The following is a 24,605-nucleotide window of genomic DNA, read 5'->3' as shown; positions in this document are numbered from 1 at the left end:
GTCATGGATCCTGTGGCAGACCTGAGACAGTCTGAGATGGCTCTCAGCCTTCTCAGCGTTGTCTCAGGGCCGGAACAGGAGAATCGCCACATGAGAGTACTTGTCGTCGAGGACGAGCGGCGGATGGCCGCCGCGCTCCAGCGGGGGCTCCAAGCCGAGGGTTTCGCCGTGGACCTCGCGCATGACGGCGAGGAGGGCCTGTACGCGGCCAGGCAGGGCGACTACGACGTCGTGGTGCTGGACATCATGCTGCCCCGGCTGTCGGGCTACAACGTGTGCAAGCAGCTGCGCGCCGAGGAGAACTGGGTGCCGATCCTGATGTTGTCCGCCAAGGACGGCGAGTACGACATGGCCGACGGCCTCGACCTGGGCGCCGACGACTACCTGACCAAGCCGTTCTCGTACGTGGTGCTGGTGGCCCGGCTGCGGGCGCTGATGCGGCGCGACGCCGGGCGGCGGCCGTCGGTGCTGACCGCCGGCGACCTGTCGCTGGATCCGGCCAGGCGCAAGGTGGAGCGCGGGGAGAGCCCGATCGAGCTGACGCCCAGGGAGTTCGCGCTGCTGGAATACCTGATGCGGCGGCGCGACGAGGTGGTGTCGAAGTCGGAGATCCTGGAGCACGTGTGGGACACCTTCGACACCGACCCCAACGTGGTCGAGGTGTACGTCGGCTACCTGCGCCGCAAGATCGACGCCCCGTACGGGAAGAACTCGCTGCAGACCGTGCGCGGCGCGGGCTACCGGCTGGCGGGCGACGGTGGCTGACTCGCCGCTGGCCTGGTGGCGGCGGCAGGGGCTGCGGTTCAGGCTCACGGTGGCCGCCGCGGCCGTGCTCGCGCTGGCGCTCGCCCTGTCGGCGTCGGTGCTGGTGAGCGCGCTGGAGCGGGCCCTGATGAGCACCGTGGACGAGAGCACCAGGCAGCAGGCGCAGGCCGTCCGTGTGGCGGCCGACGCGGGCACGCTGACCAGCCCGATCACCACGCACGACGGCACGCTCGTGCAGGTCATCGACTCCCGGGAGCGGATCACGCACGTCACGTACGGCACCGACCGGCTGGTGCCGCTGCTGGACGCGTCGGCCAGGGCGAAGGTGCTGGCGAAGGGGGAGGCGACGCTGCTGGACGGGCGGCCGTACGCGATCCCCGGGTTCCTGCGGGTCGTCGTGCTGCGCGCGGACCGGGGGCAGACGGTCGTGGCGGCCAGGCCCATCTCCGAGATCCAGACCAGCCTCGTCACGGCCGGGCGGGTGCTGCTGGTCGGCACGCCGGCGCTGGTGGTGCTGCTGGCGGTGGCGAGCTGGCTGATGATCGGCAGGACGCTGCGTCCGATCGCGGCGCTGCGCAGGGGCGCGGCTGACATCACGCACACGGCCAGGTCGCGCCGGCTGCCGGTGCCCGAGTCGCGGGACGAGGTGCACTCGCTGGCCACCACGCTCAACGGCATGCTGTCGCGGCTGGAGGAGGCCGAGCAGCGCCAGCGGGCGCTGGTCTCCGACGCCGCCCACGAGCTGCGCAGCCCGCTGGCCAGCATCCGATTGCAGCTTGAGGTGGCGCTCGGGCATCCGGAGGGCCAGGACTGGCGCGAGACGGCCGAGGGCGTGCTGGAGGACACCATGCGGCTGTCCCGGCTGGCCGAGGACCTGCTCGCGCTGGCCAGGCTGGACGAGCGCGGCGGCGTGCCCGCGCGGCGCGAGCCGGTCGACCTCGACGAGGTGGTGCGGCAGACCGCCGACCGCTACGCCGAGGCCCGGCTGACGGTCTGCGACCCGGTCGTGGTCCGCGGCGACGCGCTCGACCTCAGCCGGGTGCTGACGAACCTCATGGACAACGCCGTACGCCACACCGCCTCCAAGGTCGAGGTGGCGCTGACCGCCGACGGTGTCCTGACGGTCACCGACGACGGTCCCGGCATTCCCGCGCAGGACCGCGAACGGGTCTTCAACCGCTTCACCCGGCTCGACACCGGGCGCAGCCGCGACGAGGGCGGGGCCGGGCTGGGCCTGGCCATCGTCAGGGAGACCGTGCGGGCGCACGGCGGGACGGTGTCGCTCGAAGACGCCGAGCCGGGACTGCGGGTGGTGGTCACCCTGCCCGTCGCCCGCGACTGACCCCGTCAGGGGAGCACGCGGGCCGGAACCTGTACGCCGTGGCGCGGGCCGGGACCTGACGGCGTCGCGTGCGTTCGCCTGGCGGGCGTCGCGTGAGCGAGACCGGTTGCGTCCTGTCGGAGGCGAGGCCCTGGTCAGCCGACGGGCCGCGTGCTAGGCACGAGGCATGCGCGTATCACGGGTGCGGGTTCGCGGGGAGGTGCTGCGGATCAGGAGCTGACAGCGGATTCCGGTGACCCTCAGGGGCACGGCGTCGTCGCCGGGCCCCCTGGGCTCGGTGTGTGCCGGGCCCTGTCAGTTGATCGTGGTGCGGATCTTCGGGGATGGACTCTGGGGATGGGCATGGAGCGTTCCGAAAGTGGTCAGGCGGCTGTCCCCTTTTCTGCGGTGGCCAGGAAGTCCTGGGCGATGAGCGGCAGGCGGCGGCGGGCGTGCACGACCGCGATGACGCGGCGCACAGCGGGTTCGAGCGAGCGCACCACCAGGCCCGCGCGTCCGGCCTGCTCGGCCATCCCGCGGTACCACAGCAGCGAGGCCTGCCCGGCGCGTACGGCGTTGAGCCAGCCGTTGCGTTCGTCGGTCTCGAGAACGACGACCGGGGTGACCGCGTACTTGCCGAACATGGCGTCGAGGTCCCTGCGCCGCATGCTGCCGCGGGCGGGCAGCGCCAGGCGCATGCCGTGCAGTTTGCCCATCGGCACCGGGTTGGGCAGTTCGAGCCCCGGCGGTGAGATCAGCACGATCTCCTGGCGTTCGAGCGGATGGGTGATGAGGTCGGTGGGCACGGGAAGGTCGGTGAGACCCAGGTCGGCCCGCTGATCCCGGATGGCGCTGACGACGCCGTCACGGCCGTCGCAGCGGACGATGTGCACGCGCACTCCCGGATGCTCGGCCGCGTAGGCGGGGAGCAGCCGTCCGGCCAGGCCGGGTTCGAGGCTCGGGGTGGCGGCGATGCGGAGCTCCGCCTCGGTGGCCGTGCTCTGGTTGGCCAGGCCCTCGATCTCGTGGACCGCGTCGAGTGCCTCCCTCGCCAGCTTGACCACCCGGCGTCCCTGCGCGGTGACGACCACCCCGCGTCCGGAACGGGCGAAGAGCGTCATGCCGAGCTCACGCTCGAGATCGCGGATCGCGCGAGACAGCGCAGGCTGCGCGATGTAGAGCGATCTGGCCGCGTCGGTCATGGTGCGGTGCTCCGCTGTCGCGACCACATAGCGGAGCTGCTGGAGATTCATGCCAAAGAAGCTAGGACACCGCCCGCCGCCGGGACCGGGAGATAGCGGAGATCACCTCGAATGATTTCGGACTGTAACCGAGCACAGCTACATCCGTGACGGGTGTTAAATCAGTATGCTTTTGCCCCAAATTTGCCAAGGGTCCGACAAGTCGCGTCGCAAACCAGGCATTGCACTCAACGGGGCAAACGGGGAGACAAGGTGACAGGGAACGGGCAGTATCCACCCCCGCCACATGAGCCAGGACAGCCACAGCGGCCACCCTCGTTGCCCTGGCCGCCGCCCGGTTACCGGCAGCCGGGCGGCGGCGGGCAGGGCGCTCCCCCGCCACCGCCGCCTCCCCCACCGCCGCCGCCGCGGGGGAATCCGTACCATCCCGCGCCGACGCGGCCGCTGGAGCAGCCGTACCCGCAACACGGCCAGCCGCCCTACGGGCCGCCGCAGGGACCCCCGCAGGGCCGGCAGTACGGACCTCCGCAGTACGGTCCTGGGCCGGGATACCCGCCGCCCACTCCCTCGATGCCGCCCCCGATGCCGCCCCCGATGCCTCCGCCCATGCCGCCGCAGCAGTGGCAGCGGCCGCCGCAGAAGAAGTCGGGGATGGGCGTCGCGGGGGTGCTCGGCACGATCTTCGGCTCGCTGGCGGCGGTGTTCGTGCTGCTCGTCATCGCGGTCGCGGCGATCGGCAGCTCGTCGAGCTCGGACACCTCGAACCCGGTCGCGATCCCGACGTACGACCCCGACGACGACTACGAGCCCGATCCGTATTCCAGCGACGGGCCCGCGCGCCCCAGCGAGCGTCCCACGGAGCGGCCGACCCAGCGTCCTACCGAGCGGCCGACCCAGCGGCCGACCCAGCGGCCGACCCAGCGGCCGACGACGCGGGTCACGCCGCCCGCCAGGGTGTCGGTCAACACGAGCCTGAGGAACAACTCGATGTACCGGGCCGGCTCGCTGCCCCGGCTCAACTGCCGTGGCGGCAACATCAACCAGTTCAACCACAGCCAGCTCAAGGCGCTGATCCTGAAGACCGGCAGGTGCATGGACAAGGCGTGGCAGCCGATCCTGGAGAAGCAGGGCATCCAGTTCCGCCCGCCCAGCTACGCCATCGCGTCCAGGAAGGGCAGGGGCGCCTGCGGCGACTATCCCTCGCCGGGGAGCATGGTGCCGTACTACTGCCCGCGCAACAGCACCATCTACGCCTCCACCTCGGCCCTGGCGTCGGGCGTCGGCAACTCCCCCGGGTACGGCGAGATCATCAGCTGGCACGGCGGCACCATCAGCATGATGGCTCACGAGTACGGCCACCACGTCCAGAACATCACCGGCCTGATGAACTCCTGGTGGTCCTCGACCCTCGACTCCGGCAGCCAGAGCGGCAAGCTGGCGCTGAGCCGCCGGCTGGAGCTGCAGGCCACCTGCTTCGCCGGCATGTGGATGCGGTCGGTGGCGTCGTCGTACCCGGTGAACACCTCCCAGCGCAGCCGGCTGTTCTGGTTCTACGGTCAGGTCGGCGACTGGCCGGGCCGGCCGCGCGATCACGGCAAGCCGGTGAACAACAATCGCTGGTTCCGTCAGGGATGGGAGAGAAGCAAGACATACCAGTGCAATACGTGGCTGGCGCCCTCGTCGACGGTCTCCTGACAGCCGCGTGGCATTCATCTCATGTTGAGCACATGTCTCTGTTGTCCAGATATGGGGACTAGAATCCTGGCAATCTTGTGCCCATCGGGGGGCAAACGTCAGTTTTGCCTGGTAGGCGTGTAAGGAGCCGGGTGTGAGCAAGCGCGATGGGGTAGACACCGTGCCAGAAGGCAAGAAACGGCGCCCCATCCGACGATCGCGGCCGAACGCCCAGCGGGGCGCCGGCCGCCCCTCGGGCGCGCCCGCCGCCCCGCGCTTCGCCAAGCCACTGACGCCCGGCGCGGTCCTCGGCTGGACCGCCCTGTCGGCCATCGTGCCCGGCGCCGCTCACCTGCGGGCCGGGCACCGCCGTACCGGGCTGATCCTCGTCAGCGTGTACGCGGTGTTGCTGCTGGCGGTCCTGGCCTACGGCCTGAGCGTGGCGGGCGATCTGTCGAACGCGGCCGGCCTGGCCGGCGACGGGGCGATGCTCGCGGTGGTCATCGGCGCCTCGGTGCTGGCCCTGGCCTGGTTCGCCCTGCTGGTGACCTCCTACGTGGCGCTGGGGCCGAACAAGCTGCCCCAGCAGGGCCAGATCTTCACCGGCATCGCGGTGGGCCTGCTCTGCGTGACCGTCATGTCGCCGTTCGCTCTCGCCGCCAACAGCGTGCTGACCGTACGCGACGCGGTCGGCTCGATCTTCCCCTCGGAGCCCGACGCCGACACGCCCACCGTCGCCCAGAACCCGGAGGACCCCTGGGACGGCAAGGAGCGGGTCAACTTCCTGCTCATCGGCGGCGACGCGGCCGGCAACAGGACCGGCGTGCGCACCGACAGCATGAACGTGGCCAGCGTGGACCTCAAGACCGGCACCACCGTGCTGTTCAGCCTCCCGCGCAACCTCCAGCACGTCCGCTTCCCCCCGTCCTCGCCGCTGCACAAGCAGTTCCCGAACGGCTTCATGGCGGAGCTGCCCAACGGCGGCCTGCTCAACGAGGTCTGGCAGTACGCCAACGACAACCCGCAGCTCATGGGCGGCAGGAACAAGGGCCCGCGGGCGCTGATGGACGCCATCGGCTACACGCTGAACCTCAAGATCGACTACTACATGCTGATGAACATGTACGGCTTCGCCGACCTGGTGGACGCCATCGGCGGCCTGCGGATCAAGGTGGAGCAGGACGTCAAGTGGGGCGGCCTGTACGGCACCGCCGGCGTCATCAAGGCCGGCGAGCGCAAGCTGACCGGCGAGCAGGCCCTCTGGTACGGCCGCTCCCGCGTCGGCAGCGACGACTTCTCCCGGATGGGCCGCCAGCGCTGCGTCATCGGCGCCTTCGCGCAGCAGGCCACGCCCACGGTGATCCTCACCCGGTTCAACAAGATCGCCGGCGCGGCCAAGCGGCTGGCCCAGACGAACATCCCCCGGCACCTGGTGCAGCCGCTCCTCGAACTGGCCGTCAAGGTCAAGGAAGCCAAGATCTCCAGTCTGCAGTTCGTGCCGCCGGAGTTCTACTCGGGCCGGCCGGACTGGGCCAAGATCCGTACGGCCACCAAGAAGGCGATCAACGACTCGCTGCGCCCGGCCCGGCAGGCGCAGACGGCCAATGTCAGCGCCTCCCCGAGCGTGGCGGCGTCCAGGACCCGCACGGCGACGCCGCAGCGGCCCACGCAGACGCCCACCCGCAACTCGCAGCGAGCCGGCGCCAAGGGCCTCGACGAGCTCTGCGGCCTCTGACCCCAGCTTCTAGAAGACGAGCTCTGCGGCCTCGACCCTGCCCTCTTGGAAGGGGCCTCTGGAAGGGGCCAGGAGCGTGGTCCAGGGGGTGGAACCGGCGGGGTGAGCCCGGAGAGTCAGCCGAACGTCACCGGAAGGCTCACGGGCCCACGCACGGTCAGGCTGGCACGCCAGCGCAGGCGCTCCGGCGGCACCGCGAGGGCCAGCCCCGGCAGCCGGACGACCTCGCTCAGCGCGGCGCGGCCGGTGAGGCGGGCCAGCAGGGCGCCCAGGCAGTAGTGCGGCCCATGGCCGAAGCCGAGGTGCGCGTTGTCCGTCCGGGTGAGGTCGGGCAGGTCGGGGTCGGTGAAACGGCGCGGGTCGCGGTTGGCGGCGGCCAGCGCCACCAGGATCGGCTGCCCGGCGGGAAGGAGCACCCCGCCCAGCTGCACCGGCTCCAGCGGGAAGCGCCAGGTGGCCAGCTCGACCGGGCCGTCGTGGCGCAGCAACTCCTCCACGGCCTGCTCGATCAGCTCGGGCCTGGCCCGCAGCAGCTCCAGCTGCCCGGGGTGGCGCAGCAGCGTGTACGTGCCCAGCCCGATCAGCCCCACGGTCGTCTCGTGCCCGGCGACGAGCAGCAGGAAGATCATCGACAGCAGCTCGTCCTCACTGAGCCGGTCACCGTCGAGCGCGGCGGCGGTGATCGTGCTGATGAGGTCGTCGCCCGGCGCGTGCCGCCTGCCTTCGACCAGCCCGCGCACGTAACCGGCCAGCGCCCGCAGCGCCTCGGGCCGGCTCTCCCCCGCCACCGCCTCCGACGACACCACCGCCGTGGTCCACCGCTGGAAGTCCGTACGGTCGGCCACCGGCACGCCCAGCACGTCGCACAGCACCCCCGACTGCAGCGGCGCCGCGAACCCCGCCACCAGGTCGTCGCCCGAGGTCAGCCCGGCGGCGAGCGCGCGGGCCGCCTCCTCGATCCCGGGCCGCAGCTCCGTCAGCCGGCGCGGGGTGAAGAAGCCGGAGACCAGGCGGCGCAGCCGGGTGTGCTCGGGCGGGTCGGTGGTGAGCAGGTGGGTGCCGAGGCCGGCCCGGTCCTCCAGCGGCCGGCCGCGCCCCGCCTCCTGCCAGTCGGCGGGCGCGTGCCGCGGGTCCTTGCTCAGCCTCGGGTCGGCGAGCGCGGCCCTGGCGTCGTCGTAGCGGGTCACCAGCCAGCCGTACAGGCCGCCGCGGAGTTTCACGAAATGCGGGGCGCCCGACTCGCGCAGCCGGGCGTAGGCGGGATAGGGGTCGGCGAGCAGCCCTTCGTGGCCGGGCAGCATCTCCTCCAGCATGCGTCCTCTCCGGGTGAGTCGATTCGATTTCGGAACGGGGTCGCGCGGAATCCGGTCATGTCATGAAAGCGGCCCGCGGGGCGGCGCGGCAACCCGCGGGCCGATTCCCCGGCTGTTCGCCGAGCCGTCCCGAAATTCCCGCGGCGAGTGCGGCGCTCACCCGGCCGAGCCAGGAGTTCCGGGAATCGCACGGGTGTCGCCGGGCCGGCCGTGCCCCCGGCGACGGGGAAGAGGAATTTCCCCTTTTTCAACGGACGATCACCGTTATCGGAGCGTACCCGATATCTCTACCTCACCTCGCGACCGGCGACAAATCAACCTCCGGAAGAACAAATCTCCTGACCGGTGGTCAATCAATTGTCGAAGTCAATTCCATCATTCTCGAACGGCCGGTCACACCAGGGCGGAATCCTTCTTCGGCAGCAGGACGAGCGCGCCGACGTAGAGCAGGGCCGCCACGATGAGCAGGCCCTTGTAGCCGATCACCAGCGCCACGTACTCCAGGCAGCCGCCGACCATGGCGCCCAGCAGGTTCGCGCCGAAGGAGGTGGTGGCGTCGGCCGTCTCGGCGAAGCGCTTGGCGAAGATCACGTTGGCGGCGAAGATCGGCAGGAACGCCACCGTCACGGCGGCCACCGCCCGCACCGGGAGCGGCAGGCCGAGCAGCCATTCGTTCGGCACGAGCCAGGCCAGCAGCAGCCCGGCGAAGAGCACGCCGTACATGACCGGCAGGGGCGGGACGCGGAAGCGGCGGGTCACCTCGACGGCGGCGAGCACCGCGACGAGCACGCCGGCGAAGACGATCGCGTTGACCACCCACGTCGTGCCGAACAGCAGCGCGAACCCGGTCACGCTCTTGGTCTCCAGCAGCATGAACCCGACGCCCAGCAGGAACAGGTCCGCGTACGGGCGCATCCGCTGGTAGGGGCCCGCCACCACGCGCACGGCGAGCAGGCTGACGATGAGGATCAGGCCGAGCGTGATGATGTAGATCGGCGGGATCGTGGCGTCTTTGAGGTAGAGGAAGGGCCGGTCGTCACCGGCCGGCTCGGGGGTGCCCGCGGCGGCGCCCGGCCATTCGGTGGCGCAGCGCTGGTCGGTGGCGGCCAGGCCGGCGGTGATCACGGCCTGCTGCCCGGCGGTGCTGACCACGTCCACGCACGGCTTGTGGCCGAACGCGCGCTGCATGGTCGAGGCGAGCCGGTCGACCAGCCAGCTCTCCCGGTAGTAGTTGTACATCGAGAAGGTGCCGCCGGGCCGCAGGTGGGCGCGGGCGGCCCGCATGGCCTCCTCGGTGAACAGGTAGCTCTCCAGGCGCAGCGAGCTGGCGCCGGAGACGAGGGTGAGCGAGTCGGGCAGGGCGAAGAGGATCAGGTCGTACTTGTCGCCGGTGCGCTCAAGGAAGGCGCGGCCGTCGGTGACGTGGGTGGTGACGCGCGGGTCGTCGTAGGGCCGGTCGGGGTGGACGGAGCCGCCGAGCTCGCGCAGCTTCGGGTCGATCTCCACGGCGTCGACCTTGCCCGCGCCCTTGGACAGGGCGATGGCCACGTCGGTGCCGCTGCCCGCGCCGACGATGAGCACGTCCTTCGGGGGCTTGGTGGTGCGCTCGTACGGCAGGCCGTACTGGGCCTCCCACTGCAGGCGCGCGGCGGCGGGCACGGCCTGCTGGTGCGGGATGCCGTTGACCGCGATGTCGGTGACGGGGATGCCGAGCTGCTGCAGCTGCCGGGTGGTGACCTTGTAGTACGGCGACCAGATGGCCCCGGCGGTGAGCGTCTCGGCCAGCAGCAGCCCGACCACGGCCACGGACGGCACGCTCACCAGCAGCACGTAGAGCGTGCGCGGCCGGGGCGCCAGGAGCACGCCGTAGCAGGCGGCCGCGATCAGCCCCCAGAACACCGGCGGCGCGCTCAGGAACGACAGCGCCGTGAACGCCACGATGCCGGTGAGGCTGCCGATGAGGTCGTAGCGGTAGGCCTCCAGGCGGGGCAGCTCGGGGAAGCAGCGCCCGACCAGTTCGGCGGGCCCCATCAGCACCACGGCGGCGGCGCAGAAGATCACCGGCAGGATCGCCCAGGCGGGCGGCCCGCTGGTGGACAGGCTCGTCCAGTAGAGGACGCCCTCGGTGTTGCGGTCGACGGTGACGGGGAAGGTCAGCACGACGATGACGAGCACGGCGAGCACGACGGGCGAGTAGTAGGGCTGCCGCCGCGAGCGCCCCACGCGCAGGAAGCCGAGCCCGATGCCGAGAAACGACCCGAGCAGCACGAAATTGGTGAAATAGCTGAGGTGGACGATGTTGGACCCGGTCCACCTGATCAGCGCCAGCTCCAGGAAGAGCATGAAGGCACTGGCGAGGATGAGCCTCGGCCGCACGGCCAGCCAGTGTGCTTTTTCTCCGTCGTCGACCGGCTTCTGCGCCTGGAGCGTCATGATGTCTCACCGTAGTGAACGGACGGAGAACAAGGAAGTCCGACGCTCCGGAAGAAATGCCGGTCGCGCACGGTGAGTGGGGGCGCTCGCCCCTTCCTCACTCCTGTTCGCGGCCGAACACCCGGGTGCCGATCGTCAGGCTGATCGCGGCGAAGACGACGGTGACCGCCACGCCGACAGCCACGGTGCCGGTCGTGTACCGGCCGGCGAACAGGTCGCGCAGTGCCTCCAGCACGTACCGGAACGGGCTGAGGTAGGACAGGCCGACGAGCCAGCCCGGCGCCATCGACATCGGCAGCAGCGCGCCGGACAGCAGGATCAGCGGCATCACGGCGGTGCTCATCACCGGCGGGAAGAGGTGCTCGTCGATCGTCAGCGCGATCGCGTACGACAGCGCGGCCAGGCTCGCCCCCAGCACGACGACCAGCACGAACCCGGCCGCGAGCCCGCCCACCGGGGCCCGCAGGCCGAGGGCGAAGGCCACCGCGAGCAGCAGCGCCGTCTGCAGGATCAGCGTGACCACGTTGTTGAGCACCCGCCCGAGCAGCAGCGCCAGCCGGCTGGCCGGGGTGACGCGCATCCGCTCCAGCACGCCCATGCGCTTGTCGAAGACCACCCCGAACCCGGCCATGCCCGTGCTCAGCAGCCCGAGCTGGAGGATCAGGCCGGGCACCAGCGTCTCCCACGTGCCGAACGTGGCGAAGATGGGCCCGAACAGCACCAGGAACAGCAGCGGCTGGATCGCGCCGAACGCGATGCCGACCTTCTGCCGCAGGGTGACGCTCAGGCCGTGGCGGAACAGCACCCAGGTCTCGCGCGGCATCACGCCTCCTTCCCGGTCAGCGCGCCGCCCTGCTCGCGCAGCGATCTGCCGGTGATGTCGAGGAACACCTCGTCGAGCGTGCGCCCGCCGGTCTTGAGCTCGGCGGGAGCGCCCTCGGCCACGATGCGGCCGTGGTCGATGATCAGCACCCGGTCGCAGAGCGCGTCGGCCTCGTCCAGGTAATGGGTGCTCAGGAACACCGTCATGCCCTGGCCGGCGCGCAGCGAGCGGATGAGGTCCCACAAGCCGGCCCGGCTCTGCGGGTCCAGGCCGGTGGTCGGCTCGTCGAGGAAGAGCAGCGCCGGGTCGTGCAGCAGGGCGAACGCGAGGTCGAAGCGGCGGCGCTGCCCGCCCGACAGGGCGGCGGGGAACGTGGTCTCCAGCCCGGTGAGCTCCAGCCGGGCCAGCACCTCCTGCGCCCTGGCGGCGACCTCGCGCCGGCTCAGGCCGTACAGCATGCCCTGCAGCTCCAGCTCGCCTTTCACCGGCGAGACGGGGGGCATGGCGCCGCTCTGCGCGACGTATCCGATGCGCCGGCGCACCTGCTTCGGCGCGCCGATCAGGTCGTGGCCGGCCACCGTCGCGGTGCCGGCCGTGGGGCGCAGCAGCGTGGTCAGCAGGCGCATCGTCGTGGTCTTGCCGGCGCCGTTCGGGCCGAGGAAGCCGACGATCTCCCCCGGTTCCACGGAGATGTCGACGCCTCTGACGGCCTCGTTGCCGCCCTTGAAGATCTTGCTCAGACCCTTGGTCTTGATCATTTCATCGCCTCCAAAATTTAAGTAACCACAATTTTGGGGTCACTGCAAGTTGGATAGGATGAGGGCATGGCGGAAGGGCTGCGGGAGCGGAAGAAGCGCGAGACGCGGGAGCGCATCTCCGACGTCGCGACGGGCCTGTTCCTGGCCCGGGGGTTCGACAACGTGACGGTGGCGGAGGTGGCGCAGGCCGCCGACGTGTCGGTCAACACGGTCTTCAACTACTTCAGCACGAAGGAGGACCTGTTCGCCGACCGCTACGACCTGGTGGTGGACCTGCCGCAGCAGGTGCTGCGCGAGCGCCTGCCGGGCGAGGGCGTGGTGCGCGCGTTCAGGCGCGACTACCTCGGCGCGATCGAGACGCGCGACTGGCGCTACGGGCTCAACGCGGGCAACGACGCCTTCTCCCGCGTGATCAACGACAGCCCCGCGCTGACGGCCCGGCTCCGCGACGTGCATCTCCAGCGGGAGCAGGGCCTGGCGCGGGCGCTGGCCGGCGAGCTCGGCGCCGGCCCCGACGACGTCGTGCCCCGGGTCGCGGCAGCGCAGATCCTGGCCGTCACGCGGCTCCTGAGCGAGCGCGCCCTGGCCATGATGCTGGCCGGCGAGCCGTGGGAGAAGATCGGGCCGCTGCTGACGGCCCAGGCCCACCAGGCGTTCGACCTGCTGGAGCAGGGGCTGGGCGACCTGTAGGGCTACGCGTCGGACAGCGCGCCGAGCAGGCCGAAGAGCAGGCCGATGGCCACCAGGCCCAGGGTGAAGATCAGCAGCGCGCTGCTGATCATGCCGCAGATGCGGCCGGCCTGGACGTGGCCGCGATTTTCGTAGAAATAGCCGCTGTCGTCGATCTCACGCAGCGCCTTGTTGCCCATCGACCAGGCGAAGGGGCCGATGAACGTGCACACCACCAGGCTCAGGATGCCCAGGACGAGGATGGTGGTGCCGTTGGGGTGGCTCTGCGGCACGGGGCCGTAGGAACCGGCGCCGTAGTCGGGATAGGACATGATCGTTTGATCCCCCACATGGACAAGTCAGGGGGGCTTTATACCACAGTCTCTGGGTTGATCATCTTGCGTCATCATGGTGCGGACCTGATCCATCTTGAGGAGCCTGCACCCGTGCGCGAACGCACTCGAGCTCTGCTCGCCCATCGGCATTTCCAGCGGTTCATCATCGGCCTCATCGTGCTGAACGCGGCCACTCTCGGCATGGAGACCTTCCCTCCCCTGGTCGAGCGGTACGGCACCCTGCTCACCGTGGTCGATCACCTCGCGCTCTACATCTTCGCCGCCGAGCTGATCGCCAAGATCTACGTCGAGCGCGCCGCCTTCGTGCGCGATCCGTGGAACATCTTCGACACGATCATCGTCGGCATCGCCTTCGCCTCCACGGCCGGCGGCCTGTCGGTGCTGCGCGCGCTGCGCATCCTGCGGGTGCTGCGGCTGCTGTCGGTCGTGCCCAGCCTGCGCCGCGTCGTCTCGGCGCTGCTGCGCGCGATGCCGGGGATGAGCTCGATCGTGGTGCTGCTGTCGCTGGTGCTGTACGTCGCCGCCGTCATGGCCACGAAGCTGTACGGCCAGACCGCGCCCGACCGCTTCGGCGACCTGCCGACCTCGCTGTTCACCCTCTACCAGACGATGACGGGCGACGACTGGGGCAACATCGCCAGGGAGGTGATGAGCCGGCACCCGACGGCGTGGATCTTCTTCACCATCTTCATCCTCGTGTGCACGTTCGTCGTGCTGAACCTCTTCCTGGCGGTCGTGGTGAGCGCCATGGACGAGGAGAACGAGGAGGAACGCGCCGAGGAGCGGGCGGAGCGGGCCGAGGAGCTGGCGGCGATCGAGGACACCACGGCGCACACGCAACGGATCCTGGACGAGCTGGCCGCGCTGCGCGACGAGGTCGCCCACCTGCGCAAGCAGTGGCCGAACGGGGCATCGGAGCGATCCGAGCCGCAACCCAGGCGCTCCCGCCGCGCCAAGGCCGGCCGCAACTAGCCGCCGCCCTGGTGCTGGGCAGGGGCTGTGTCGGGGGCTGTGCCGGGGCCAGCGTCGGGGGCTGTGCCGGTGACTGGGCCGCCGCGGTGGCGGTAGGCGACCCGCCACAGGGCCACGAGGAGCAGCAGCACGACCACGAGCCAGCCGGGCAGCAGCCCGGACACCGCGGCCACGATCGGCGGCACGAAAACGGAGGGCACGGCCCAGCCCCAGATCCAGCGCCGCGAGGCCCGCATGGCCACCCCCAGGGCCGCGGAGGCGGCGAAGTACACCGCCAGCCCGCCGCCCAGCACCCAGCCGGAGCCGGCGTGCAGGTGGGCGCCGGGCTCGGCGGCGACCACGCCCAGCCCGGCCGCCGTGGCGGTGAGGCCCGCCGTCATGGCGAAGTGCGCGGGTAAGGCGATGTACGCCTTGAGGCCGCGTTCCGTGGCGCCGGGGACGGCGCTGAGGCCGTACTGGAGGGTGATCCACCACAGCGAGACGATCAGCCCGAACCCCGCCAGGGCGGCCAGCCCGAGCTCCGGACCCCAGGACTGCCCGGAGGCGGCCAGCACGACCTGCATGACGGCCTCGCCGAGCACGATGATCACGAACAGTCCCAGCCGCTCCCCCAGGTGGGCGGGTTCCAGCACGGCGGGGGCGTAGTGGTCGGGATCGGGCAGGGGGCGCCGGGAGACGTGGAGGCGCCGATCGCGCTTGAGCCGGCGCCGGATCTGCTCGTTCAGCTCCTCGATCATGCGCTCGGGCCGGCGGCCGCGGGCCATGGAGAAGCCGAGGTCGAGCAGGACGCCGATGCCCCACAGCACATAGCGCCAGGGGCCCTCCACCCAGCTGGACGCGATCCACGGCGTCAGCCCCGCGCCCAGCTGAGCCGCGGGCCACGCCGTCATGATCGCGCCGGCCCGCTGCAGGCTTCTGGAAGCGCTCGTCCTGGAGATGATGTACGCGGCGATGAACCAGCCCTCGTGCGTGCCGCCCGTGCCCATCTCGCGGGCGACGTCGGGCGCGGCGGCGGCCATCACGGCGATGCCGAACATGCCGATCAGCATGCTGAGCATGCGGGTGCGCTCGCCCCGCACGTTGGAGTAGAGGGTCAGGGCGGTCCACACGCTCCAGATCGCGTAGTACAGGACGACGAAGAGCGCCACGTCCGGCCAGGTCGGGTGGGCCAGCCGGTGGGCGAGCTGGATCACCGCCACCACGACCACCAGGTCGAAGAACAGCTCCAGCCAGCTCGCGTGACGCTCTTCCGCTCCACTCACGGCTAACGAGAATAGAACTCCACCACGAGCTGCTCGTCCACGGGGACCACGATCTGCTCGCGCTCGGGCCGGCTGACCAGGGTGAAGCGCAGCTCCTTGAGGTCCACCGAGAGATACGCGGCCGTGCGCTCGTCGGCGTGCACGCCCTCGGCCGCCGCCACGAAGGGCTGCATCTGGCGCGAGCGGGCCCGTACGGAGATGACCTGTCCTGGCTTGACCAGATAGCTGGGGATGTCGACCTTGCGGCCGTCCACGGCGATGTGGCCGTGGGCGATGTACTGGCGGGCCGCGTAGATCGAGGGAGCCAGCCCCGAGCGCAGCACGAGGGAGGCCAGGCGGGTCTCCAGCAGGGTGACGAGCTCGGCGCCCGAGGCGCCCGGCTTGCGTACGGCGAGGTCCCAGTAGCGGCGCAGCTGGCGCTCCGACACGTCGTAGTACCAGCGCAGCTTCTGCTTCTCCATCAGCCGCAGCCCGTAGTCGCCGGTGTTGCGGCGGTTGGTCTTGCGCCCGTGCTCGCCCGGCGGGTACGGGCGCGTCTCGAAGTAGCGGACGGCTTTCCTGGTCAGCGGGACGCCCGCGCGACGCGACAGTCGCACCTTCGGGCCGGTGTAGCGCACGTTCACCTCGATGTGATTAGGTAATCCTTACTTAGGCAAGCCTAACCTACACCATTGTTCTCCTAGGAGGCGTCATGCTGCCGATCCCCGAGCGGGTCCGCACCCTCGCCGCGACCGCCGACGTCGCCAAACTCACCGTTGACGGCGCCCCCTCCCCCGCCCGCGGCGGAGTGGACGAGCGCGGCCGGCCCGTGCTGCTGGTACGGCCCGGCGAGACGCTGCACGGCCTGCGCGCGGACGCCGTCGTGGCGGTCAACCTGACGTCGATGCGGCAGCTCGGCCCGGTGACGCATCCGCGCGGACTGCTGGAGGTGCAGGGCTGGGCGGAGGCCGTACCGGAGGCCGAGGCCCGCGCCGCGGCGGTGGCGGTGGCCGCGCACAGCGCCGACGAGAGCCTGTTCGAGGCGCTGGAGCGGTTCGGCCGGCCGGACGCGCCGCGGCTGCTGCGGCTGGACGTGGGGCAGGTCGTGTACCTGACCGGGCAGGAGTCCGGGCTGCTGGACGCCGACGACTACCTCGGGGCGGCGCCCGACCCGCTGTCGGAGACGGCCGAGCGAGTGCTCGCGCACGTCAACTCCTCCCACCGGGCGCAGCTCACCGCCGGGGTGACCAGGCAGCTCGGGGAACCGGCGGCGGAGGTGTGGCTGTGGGAGCTGGACCGGTTCGGGGCGACGGTACGGGTGGACGAGACGCTCATCCGCTTCCCCTGGCCGACGCCGGCCCGCTCCAGCGTGTGCCTGGAGACCGCGCTGCGCGGCCTGCTGTGCACCTGCTGACCCGCGCATGATGCAGCGCGTTCTGACCCCAGCGCGTTCTCACCCGCGCACGGGCTGAACGTGCGGCGGGAGGTCAGGACTGGCCGGCCTCGACCGGGGCCGGCAGGGCCGGGGCGCGGTCGCGGCGCAGGGCGGTGAGGGTCATGGTCTCGTCCACGGCCTCCGGCGACAGCACGTGGTCCAGCACCATGACCGCGCAGCCGCTGATGCCCGCCCCCGCCCCGAGCCGGCTCGGCTCGATGCGCAGGCGGCGGGTCGCGAGGGCGGTGGAGCGGCGGTAGACGACCTCGCGGATGCTCGACACCAGCGGCCCGAACGCCTCCGCCACGTCGCCGCCGAGCACCACCACCGACGGATTGAGGATGTTGACCGCCCCGGCCAGCACCTCCCCGATGCGCCGCCCGGCCTCACGGACCGTGGCCATCGTCTCGGCGTCGCCCGCGCGCACCAGCGCCGTCACGTCGGCGATCGTGCGCACGTCCTTGCCCCTGCCGCACAGCTCGCGCAGCAGCGCGGTGCCGCTGGCGACGGAGTCGACGCAGTCCAAGTTGCCGCAGCGGCACAGCACGCCGCCGCCGTCGATCACCGGGATGTGCCCGATCTCGCCGGCCGCGCCCATCGCGCCGCGCAGGATGCCGCCCCCGGCGATCACGCCGGCGCCGATGCGGGTCGAGATCTTCACGAACATCAGGTCGTCCAGCTCGGGGTAGACGCCTCGGTGCTCGCCGATGGCCAGCACGTTGACGTCGTTGTCCACCAGGACGGGCACGGGGAAGCGCGCGCGGATGATCGGCGGGATCACCACGCCGGTCCACGAGGCCATGACGCGGGCGCTCTCCGTACGGCCCTGCGCGAACTCGACCGTGGCCGGCACGCCCATCCCGACGCCCCTGATCATGCTGCGCGGCCGGTCGCCGAGCAGGTCGTCCCAGGTGTCCATGAGCAGCGGCAGCACGGTGTCAGGCCCCTGCTCGACGTCCATCGCGAACTCGCGCCCGGCCAGCTCGTGGCCGGCCAGGTCGCACACGGCCACCCTGGTGCGGCTGGCGCCGAGCGCCGCCACGAGCACCACGCCGCCCGAGGCGTTGAACTCCAGCCGGACCGGCGGGCGCCCGCCCGTGGACGGGGCGTCGGTCCGCTCCACGACGAGTCCGCGTTCGAGCAGTTCACCGACGCGCAACTGCACGGCGGGACGCGACAGGCCGGTGACCCGGCCCAGCTCGGCCCGCGTCACGGCCTCTCCGGTGCGGATGAGGCGGAGCACCTCGCCACTCGTGGCGAGCGCGGCTGCGGTACGTCGAGACATCGGCTAAGTGAACCACATGGGGTTGTGTAATGAAAAGTCACTACTTTTTCATCTCAAATGCCAAAACTCCGCTTGTGTACGACCCAAACTCTCGTTAGTGTCCGTTCTGTCCCTGCTTGGTAGATCCCCCGGAGCCCGGAACCGTGTCGACCGCACCACCGAACGCCCCCACCCAGCCCGACATGCACCCCGACATGCACCCCGACGTGCACTCCGACGTGCACTCCGACGTGCACCCCGGCATGCACACTGCCGACCTCGTCGTCTTCGGCGGCACGGGCGACCTGTCCATGCGCAAACTGCTGCCGGCGCTCTACCACAGCGACAGGGACGGAAGACTCTCCCCGGAGACCCGCGTCATCGCCCTGTCCAGGGGCGGGCTGACCGATGCCGACTTCCGCGGCAAGGTGGACGCCGAGGTACGCGACAGCGTCCCGGTGGACGACCCCGCCATGTGGCAGCGCTTCCTCGGCCGCCTGCACCACGTCTCGGTGGACGTCGGCAGTGGCATCTACGGGGGCGCAGAGGGGAACTCTGGCTGGAGCACGCTCGCCGGCCTGCTGGCCGGCCACGAGGACCGCGACCGGATCTTCTACCTGGCCAGCCCGCCCAGGACGTTCGGCCCCTTCTGCCGCGAGGCGCACGAGGCCGGCCTGGTGACGCCCCGCTCGCGCGTGGTGCTGGAGAAGCCGCTGGGCAACGACCTGGCCAGTGCGCAGCGCATCAACGACGAGGTCGGCGCCATCTTCGACGAGCGCCAGATCTTCCGCATCGACCACTACCTGGGCAAGGAGACGGTGCAGAACCTGCTGGTCCTGCGCTTCGCCAACGCCTTCCTTGAGCCGATCTGGAACTCCCTGTGGATCGACCACGTCCAGATCACCGCCGCGGAGACCGTCGGCACACCCGGCCGCCGTGGCTACTACGACCACGCGGGCGCGCTGCGCGACATGGTGCAGAACCACCTGCTGCAACTGCTCACCCTGACCGCGATGGAGCCGCCGGCCCGCAACGACCGCGAGGCCATCCGCGACGAGAAGGTCAAGGTGCTGCAGGCGCTGCGGCCGATCGCGGGCGGCGAAGTGGATCGCTTCACCGTGCGCGGCCAGTACACCGGGGCCGGGGACCTGCCCGGCTACCTCGACGAGCCCGGCTCCACGCCGCCGACCGAGATGTCGAGCCGGGTGGAGACGTTCACCGCGATCCGGGCCGAGATCAGGAACTGGCGGTGGGCGGGGGTGCCGTTCTACCTGCGCACCGGCAAGCGGATGCCGTACCGGCGCTCGGAGATCGTGGTGCAGTTCAAGGACGTGCCCCACGCCATCTTCCCCGGCGGCACACCGAACCGGCTGGTCCTGCGGCTGCAGCCGGACGAGGGCATCCGGCTGCACATCATGGCCAAGGAACCGGGCGCGGGCGAGGTGGCGCTGAAGCCGGTGCCGATGTCGCTGAGCTTCGGCGAGACGTTCACGGCGCGGGTGCCCGAGGCGTACGAGCGGCTGCTGGGCGACGTGCTGGCCGGGAACCCGACGCTGTTCATGCGCCGCGACGAGGTCGAGGCGGCCTGGCGCTGGATCGATCCGATCCTGGACACCTGGAAGGCCGCCGCCGGCCTGCCCGAGCCGTATCCCGCCGGCACCACCGGCCCCGCCGGCGCGCATGAGCTGCTCGGCCGCAGCGGTCGCGCCTGGCACGAGGAGGAAGCGTGAACGAGCGAACCAACCGATCCGGCGAAGGGAACCCCGTGAACACCCTCATCCAGGAGGTCACCGACCGCATCGCCGAGCGCAGCGCCGTCAGCCGGGCCGCCTACCTCGATCGGATCCGCCGGGACGGCGAGCAGGCCAGGGCCAAGGGCCCGGCGCGGGCGCACCTCGGCTGCGCGAACCTCGCACACGGCTTCGCGGGCGTCACGGGTGAGGACAAGCCGGCCCTGCGCGCCGCCGCCAAGCCGGGCGTGGCCATCGTGACCAGCTACAACGACATGCTGTCCGCGCACCAGCCGTACGAGACGTACCCGCCGGAGCTGAAGGCGGCCGTGCGCAAGGCCGGCGGCGTGGCCCAGGTGGCGGGCGGCGTGCCGGCGATGTGCGACGGCATCACCCAGGGCCGGGCGGGCATGGAGCTGTCGCTCTACAGCCGCGACGTGATCGCCATGGCCACCGCCATCGCGCTGTCGCACGACATGTTCGACTCCACGCTGCTGCTGGGCGTGTGCGACAAGATCGTGCCGGGCCTGTTCATCGGGGCGCTGCACTTCGGGCACCTGCCCGCGATCTTCGTGCCCGCCGGGCCCATGACGTCGGGCCTGCCGAACAAGGTCAAGGCGCGCACCCGCCAGCTCTTCGCCGAGGGCAAGGTCGGCAGGGTCGAGCTGCTGGACGCCGAGGCGAAGTCGTACCACTCGCCCGGCACCTGCACCTTCTACGGCACCGCGAACTCCAACCAGGCGCTGATGGAGGTCATGGGCCTGCACCTGCCCGGCTCGACCTTCGTCAACCCGCACACCGAGCTGCGCCACGCCCTCACCGAGGCCGCCGGGCGCAGGGCGGTGGAGATCACCGCGCACGGCGCCGAGTACACGCCGATCGGCGAGCTGGTGGACGAGAAGTCGATCGTGAACGCCTGCGTCGCGCTGCTGGCCACCGGCGGCTCCACGAACCACACGCTGCACCTGGTGGCCATGGCCGCCGCCGCGGGCATCGTGCTGACCTGGGACGATCTGGCCCAGCTGTCGCGGGTGGTGCCGTCCCTCACCAAGATCTACCCCAACGGCCAGGCGGACGTGAACCACTTCCGCGAGGCCGGCGGCATGCAGGTGCTCATCGGCGACCTGCTCGACGAGGGCCTGCTGCACGCCGACGTGCTGACGGTCGCGGGCCCCGGCCTCGACCGCTACCGCGAGGCGCCGGAGCTGGTGGACGGCGAGCTGGTCTGGTCGCCCGTCACCGGCGGCAGCTCCGACCTGGACGTGCTGCGGCCGGTCGCCAAGCCGTTCTCGGCCGACGGCGGCATCCACATGGTCGAGGGCAACCTGGGCCGCGCGGTCAGCAAGGTGTCGGCGGTCAAGCCGGAGCACCTGGTCATCGAGGCGCCGGCCAAGGTCTTCCACGACCAGCTCGACCTGCTGAAGGCGTTCGAGGCGGGCGAGCTGGACGGGCAGGACTTCGTGGCCGTCATCCGCTACCAGGGCCCGAGCGCGAACGGCATGCCCGAGCTGCACAAGCTCACCTCGCCGCTGGCCGTGCTGCTCGACAGGGGGCAGCGGGTGGCGATCGTCACCGACGGCCGCATGTCGGGCGCGTCCGGCAAGGTGCCGGCCGCCATCCACCTGTCGCCCGAGGCCGCCGACGGCGGGCCGATCGCGCTGGTGCGCGAGGGCGACGTGATCAGGCTCGACTCCGCGGCGGGGACGCTGGAGCTGCTGGTGCCCGCCGAGGAGCTGGCCAGGCGTGCGCCCGAGGGCCGGCCGCTGAGCGACGCGCAGTGGGTCGGCACCGGGCGCGAGCTGTTCGCCGCCTTCCGCCGGATGGCGGGGCACGCCGAGCAGGGCGCGGGCATCTTCGGGGTGAGCGGCGCCGAGTCGCCGCACCACGGCCCCGGCCTGGGCTTCCCGGCCGAGGCGGGCTCCTCGCACCTGGAGACGAACGCGCCGGTGGGCGCACGAGCGGCCGGGCTGGCCCGGTGACCGGTCCCACGTCTGTCCGGCGAGCCGTGCCGGTTCGGGGGGTTCGCGACCTGACTGAGCCCGTACGTACTCGCCGTCCCCTCTGGGGTGTCGCGGGCGGTCGTGGGATCCTTCGGAGTACGGCGAGCGATCTTGCCGCCGCCCCGGACGCCGGAGGTATGCGTGAGTGCCTTTGACCTTCCCTGGCTGGTGGCCGACATCGGGGGGACCAACGCCCGGTTCGGCCTGGTCACCTCGCTCGGGGCGCCCCCGTCGAACGTCGCGGTGCTGCCAGGGGCCGACCACCCGACCCTCGCGGACGCCGTCGCCGCCTACCTCGCGACCCACGCGGGCGGGGCGCGGCCGGGAGCGGCCTGCCTGGCTCTGGCCGGGCCGATCGACGGCGACGACTACCGGCTCACGAACTCCTCCTGGGCCGGCTCCGTACGCGATCTCGGCATCCCCTACGCCCGGCTGCTGAACGACTTCGAGGCCCTGGCCGTCTCGCTCCCCCACCTGGAGGGCGCCGACCTGGTCTCCCTGGGCGGGCCCGCGCCCGGCCACGGCGTCAAGGCGGTGCTCGGGCCGGGGACCGGGCTCGGCGTGGGCGGCCTGGTGCCGTGCGACGACGGCTGGACCCCGATCCCCGGCGAGGGCGGGCACGTCACGGTGCCGGTGGTGGAGCCGCGGGAGTTCGAGGTGGTGCGGGCGCTGCGCGCGCAGGGCCTGCCGCACGTGGTGGCCGAGCACCTGCTGTCCGGCCCCGGGCTCGTCCGGCTGCACCGGGCGCTGGCGGCGGTGAACGGCGTCGGCGCGCCCTACCTGACCGCCTCCGACATCGTGGCCAGGGTGGACGACTCGCTGTGCGCGGAGACCGTCGAGGTGTTCTGCGGGCTGCTCGGCGGCTTCGCCGGCAACGTGGCCCTGACCCTGGGCGCCAGAGGCGGGGTGTATCTGGGCGGCGGGGTGCTGCCCCGTATCGTGGAGCGGGTGCGGGCCAGCGGCTTCCGTGCCCGGTTCGAGGACAACCCCGACATGGCCGCCTACCTGGCGGGCATCGGGACCGTGCTGATCGTCGCGCCGCAACCGGCGCTGACGGGCGCGGCGGCCTGGCTGAGCCGGCGGGCCCGCAAGGAGCTCGTGAGCTGACGGCGGCCCCACCACGGGGCCGCCTGCCCCCATGAACGACCCGAACTGAACTGCCTGATCTCGGACGACCTGGACCGAACGGCCGGATCTTGGACGACCCGGACTGCACGACCTGAACTAGAAGCGGCCCCGTGGTGGTGGCCGATGAGGAGAGACGCATTCATGAGCCTGCTCGATCTCGCCCCGGTGATCCCCGTCGTGGTGATCGATGACGTGGAGACCGCGGTGCCGCTGGCCCGAGCGCTGGTGGCCGGTGGGCTGCCGGCCATCGAGGTGACCCTGCGCACGCCGGCCGCGCGCGAGGCCATCGCCAGGATCGCCGCCGAGGTCCCCGAGGCGACCGTGGGCGCCGGGACGGTCAGGACCGCCGACGACATCTCCGCGTCCGTGGCGGCCGGGGCCACGTTCCTGGTCTCTCCCGGGACGACCCCGTCGCTCGTCGAGGCGCTGGAGGCCAGTGGCGTGCCGTTCCTGCCGGGGGCGGTCACCGTGTCCGAGGCGATGGCGCTGGCCGAGCGGGGGATCAAGGAGCTGAAGTTCTTCCCCGCCGAGGCCGCGGGCGGCGTCACGTACCTGAAGTCGCTCGGCGGGCCGCTGCCCGACGTGCGCTTCTGCCCGACCGGGGGCATCCGCGTGGACACCGCGCCCGACTACCTGGCGCTGCCGAACGTGGGCTGCGTCGGCGGGACGTGGCTGACCCCGGCGGACGCGCTCGCCGCGGGCGACTGGGCGCGCGTGGAGAAGCTGGCCGCGGAGGCCGCCGCACTCCGCTGACGCGCCCGTACAGCCCCCGCGGCCGGCGAGACGGGGCCCGATCGATGAACGACGCCGGTTCCGAATCCGGGACCGGCGCCAGGCGTCAGCTCCAGATCGACACGTGGACCGTGGGGCGGAAGCGGCTGCGTGGGACGCCCTCGTCCGGGGTACGCATGACCTGGGTGGCCGCGGGCGTCGTGAGGAAGTCCATGAACGTGCCCGCCGCCCCCGAGCGCGCCGCCGGTTCGAGGGTGGTGGCATACCAGTAGGAGGCCAGCGGGGTCGCCGCGGTCTCGATGGGCACCAGTTCGCCCCTGCGCAGCTGGGAGGCCACCAGATGGGCAGTGGCCGGCGCGAGGCCGGCGCCCTCGGCCGCCGCCTTCCAGGCCGCCGTCTGGTTGGCGAAGACCCGTACCTGCGGTTCCTGGACCCGTAACAGGCGCAGCAGGCGGCTGGTGTCGCTGGCCGGGTCGGTGCCGGACGGGCCGACCAGCCAGTGGTCCCTGCGCCCGCGCGGCGAGCCGACCACGATGAGGCGGCAGCGCAGGACCGGCCGGCTCACCAGGCCGTCCCCCGTCAGCTGGGCCCCGAGCGCGACGTCGGCCAGGCGGCTGGACAGCAGCAGCGGGGTCTCGGCGGTCGCGGCCACGCCGGTGGTGGCGTCCACCTGCTTGCGCTGGGTGAAGAGGCAGAGCAGCGGGCCCGCCACGTACTCGGCCAGTCCCGCGTCCATCACCACGTGCAGGCGGGCGGGGCGGCCGGGCTGGACGGCGGCGACCGCCTCGGCTCCGAGCGCGACGATCTGGGAGGCGATGCCGAGTAGCCGGCTGCCACCCTCGGTGAGCACCATCCGGTCGCCCGAGCGGGTCACCAGCGGGTCCCCGAGGTGCCTGCGGAGCTGGGCCAGCGACTGGGAGACCGCGGGCTCGCTGACGCCGAGCGCCCGTGCCGCGGCCTTGACGGATCCGAGCCGGGCCACGAAGACGAACGCGCCGAGCTGGCTGAGGGTCACCCACCCTTCATAGTTCGCCGCCCCTCATTAAGGAAAGCC

The 24,605-nt window shown here is 71.7% G+C and carries 21 protein-coding genes; 11 read left to right on the top strand and 10 right to left on the bottom strand.

Features of this window, described 5'->3' with window-relative positions; all coding sequences use genetic code 11:
* Positions 1-90: 90 nt before the first annotated feature.
* Positions 91-765, top strand: coding sequence for a response regulator transcription factor (locus AB0C28_RS06400; protein ID WP_357841276.1), 675 nt, complete (start codon positions 91-93; stop codon positions 763-765).
* Positions 758-2,107: an ATP-binding protein gene (locus AB0C28_RS06395; RefSeq protein WP_357841273.1), complete on the top strand. Its 1,350-nt coding sequence runs from the start codon at positions 758-760 to the stop codon at positions 2,105-2,107. The genes AB0C28_RS06400 and AB0C28_RS06395 overlap by 8 nt, the downstream gene beginning before the upstream one ends.
* Before the next feature lie 362 nt (positions 2,108-2,469).
* Here the strand turns inward: AB0C28_RS06395 and AB0C28_RS06390 are convergent, their stop codons facing one another.
* Positions 2,470-3,339, bottom strand: a complete 870-nt coding sequence (locus AB0C28_RS06390; protein WP_106244972.1) for a LysR family transcriptional regulator — start codon at positions 3,337-3,339, stop codon at positions 2,470-2,472.
* Positions 3,340-3,894: 555 nt separating this feature from the next.
* Between AB0C28_RS06390 and AB0C28_RS06385 the strand changes: the two genes are divergently transcribed.
* Positions 3,895-4,983, top strand: a complete 1,089-nt coding sequence (locus AB0C28_RS06385; protein ID WP_358073262.1) for a neutral zinc metallopeptidase — start codon at positions 3,895-3,897, stop codon at positions 4,981-4,983.
* A 133-nt stretch (positions 4,984-5,116) separates the two neighbouring features.
* Positions 5,117-6,697: an LCP family protein gene (locus AB0C28_RS06380; RefSeq protein ID WP_357841267.1), complete on the top strand. Its 1,581-nt coding sequence runs from the start codon at positions 5,117-5,119 to the stop codon at positions 6,695-6,697.
* Positions 6,698-6,813: 116 nt separating this feature from the next.
* Here the strand turns inward: AB0C28_RS06380 and AB0C28_RS06375 are convergent, their stop codons facing one another.
* From AB0C28_RS06375 to AB0C28_RS06360, 4 genes are all read right to left on the bottom strand, one after another.
* Positions 6,814-8,010, bottom strand: coding sequence for a cytochrome P450 (locus AB0C28_RS06375; protein ID WP_358073261.1), 1,197 nt, complete (start codon positions 8,008-8,010; stop codon positions 6,814-6,816).
* Positions 8,011-8,403: 393 nt separating this feature from the next.
* Complete coding sequence (locus AB0C28_RS06370) at positions 8,404-10,443, bottom strand: spermidine synthase (protein WP_358073260.1); 2,040 nt, start codon at positions 10,441-10,443, stop codon at positions 8,404-8,406.
* 97 nt (positions 10,444-10,540) lie between these two features.
* Positions 10,541-11,266 carry an ABC transporter permease gene (locus tag AB0C28_RS06365; RefSeq protein WP_358073259.1) on the bottom strand — a complete coding sequence of 242 codons (726 nt, stop codon included), beginning with the start codon at positions 11,264-11,266 and terminating at the stop codon, positions 10,541-10,543.
* Positions 11,266-12,024, bottom strand: a complete 759-nt coding sequence (locus AB0C28_RS06360) for an ATP-binding cassette domain-containing protein (protein WP_357841256.1) — start codon at positions 12,022-12,024, stop codon at positions 11,266-11,268. The genes AB0C28_RS06365 and AB0C28_RS06360 overlap by 1 nt, the downstream gene beginning before the upstream one ends.
* A gap of 66 nt (positions 12,025-12,090) precedes the next feature.
* Here AB0C28_RS06360 and AB0C28_RS06355 point away from each other — a divergent pair, with 66 nt between their 5' ends.
* Positions 12,091-12,714 (top strand): TetR/AcrR family transcriptional regulator, encoded by a 624-nt coding sequence (locus AB0C28_RS06355; RefSeq protein WP_358073258.1) that lies wholly within the window; start codon positions 12,091-12,093, stop codon positions 12,712-12,714.
* Positions 12,715-12,716: 2 nt separating this feature from the next.
* Here AB0C28_RS06355 and AB0C28_RS06350 read toward each other — a convergent pair whose 3' ends face one another.
* Positions 12,717-13,025, bottom strand: coding sequence for a DUF4190 domain-containing protein (locus tag AB0C28_RS06350; RefSeq protein WP_357841250.1), 309 nt, complete (start codon positions 13,023-13,025; stop codon positions 12,717-12,719).
* A 114-nt stretch (positions 13,026-13,139) separates the two neighbouring features.
* Between AB0C28_RS06350 and AB0C28_RS06345 the strand changes: the two genes are divergently transcribed.
* Positions 13,140-14,021, top strand: a complete 882-nt coding sequence (locus AB0C28_RS06345) for an ion transporter (RefSeq protein ID WP_357841247.1) — start codon at positions 13,140-13,142, stop codon at positions 14,019-14,021.
* Here the strand turns inward: AB0C28_RS06345 and AB0C28_RS06340 are convergent.
* Both AB0C28_RS06340 and rpsD read right to left on the bottom strand, forming a co-directional pair.
* Entirely contained in the window at positions 14,018-15,283 is a 1,266-nt protein-coding gene (locus AB0C28_RS06340) for a low temperature requirement protein A (protein WP_358073257.1), read from the bottom strand. The two genes, AB0C28_RS06345 and AB0C28_RS06340, sit on opposite strands and share 4 nt — an antisense overlap.
* Before the next feature lie 2 nt (positions 15,284-15,285).
* The gene (gene rpsD / locus AB0C28_RS06335) at positions 15,286-15,900 is read right to left on the bottom strand and encodes a 30S ribosomal protein S4 (RefSeq protein ID WP_357843064.1); all 615 of its coding nucleotides are present in this window, start codon (positions 15,898-15,900) and stop codon (positions 15,286-15,288) included.
* 74 nt (positions 15,901-15,974) lie between these two features.
* Between rpsD and AB0C28_RS06330 the strand changes: the two genes are divergently transcribed.
* Positions 15,975-16,676, top strand: coding sequence for a DUF2470 domain-containing protein (locus tag AB0C28_RS06330; RefSeq protein WP_357841242.1), 702 nt, complete (start codon positions 15,975-15,977; stop codon positions 16,674-16,676).
* A 73-nt stretch (positions 16,677-16,749) separates the two neighbouring features.
* On the opposite strand, the gene AB0C28_RS06325 is transcribed toward AB0C28_RS06330, so the two are convergent.
* Complete coding sequence (locus AB0C28_RS06325; protein ID WP_358073256.1) at positions 16,750-17,982, bottom strand: ROK family transcriptional regulator; 1,233 nt, start codon at positions 17,980-17,982, stop codon at positions 16,750-16,752.
* Positions 17,983-18,224: 242 nt separating this feature from the next.
* On the opposite strand from AB0C28_RS06325, the gene zwf reads away from it, so the two are divergent.
* The 4 genes from zwf (at position 18,225) to eda (ending at position 23,572) form a co-directional block, all read left to right on the top strand.
* Entirely contained in the window at positions 18,225-19,691 is a 1,467-nt protein-coding gene (gene zwf / locus AB0C28_RS06320; RefSeq protein WP_358073587.1) for a glucose-6-phosphate dehydrogenase, read from the top strand.
* The gene (edd, locus tag AB0C28_RS06315; RefSeq protein ID WP_358073255.1) at positions 19,688-21,670 is read left to right on the top strand and encodes a phosphogluconate dehydratase; all 1,983 of its coding nucleotides are present in this window, start codon (positions 19,688-19,690) and stop codon (positions 21,668-21,670) included. Before zwf ends, edd begins: the two co-directional genes overlap by 4 nt.
* A gap of 162 nt (positions 21,671-21,832) precedes the next feature.
* Positions 21,833-22,798: a glucokinase gene (locus tag AB0C28_RS06310; protein WP_358073254.1), complete on the top strand. Its 966-nt coding sequence runs from the start codon at positions 21,833-21,835 to the stop codon at positions 22,796-22,798.
* 162 nt (positions 22,799-22,960) lie between these two features.
* On the top strand, positions 22,961-23,572 hold the full coding sequence (gene eda, locus AB0C28_RS06305; RefSeq protein ID WP_357841230.1) for a bifunctional 4-hydroxy-2-oxoglutarate aldolase/2-dehydro-3-deoxy-phosphogluconate aldolase: 612 nt from the start codon (positions 22,961-22,963) through the stop codon (positions 23,570-23,572).
* Positions 23,573-23,657: 85 nt separating this feature from the next.
* Here the strand turns inward: eda and AB0C28_RS06300 are convergent, their stop codons facing one another.
* On the bottom strand, positions 23,658-24,566 hold the full coding sequence (locus tag AB0C28_RS06300) for a LysR family transcriptional regulator (RefSeq protein ID WP_357841227.1): 909 nt from the start codon (positions 24,564-24,566) through the stop codon (positions 23,658-23,660).
* Positions 24,567-24,605: the final 39 nt, after the last annotated feature.

The sequence above is a fragment of the Nonomuraea sp. NPDC048892 genome, assembly GCF_040649735.1.
Taxonomy (GTDB): Bacteria; Actinomycetota; Actinomycetes; order Streptosporangiales; family Streptosporangiaceae; genus Nonomuraea; species Nonomuraea maheshkhaliensis.
Note: the sequence above shows the minus strand (reverse complement) of the source record. Positions and strands in the feature narration are given on the sequence as shown.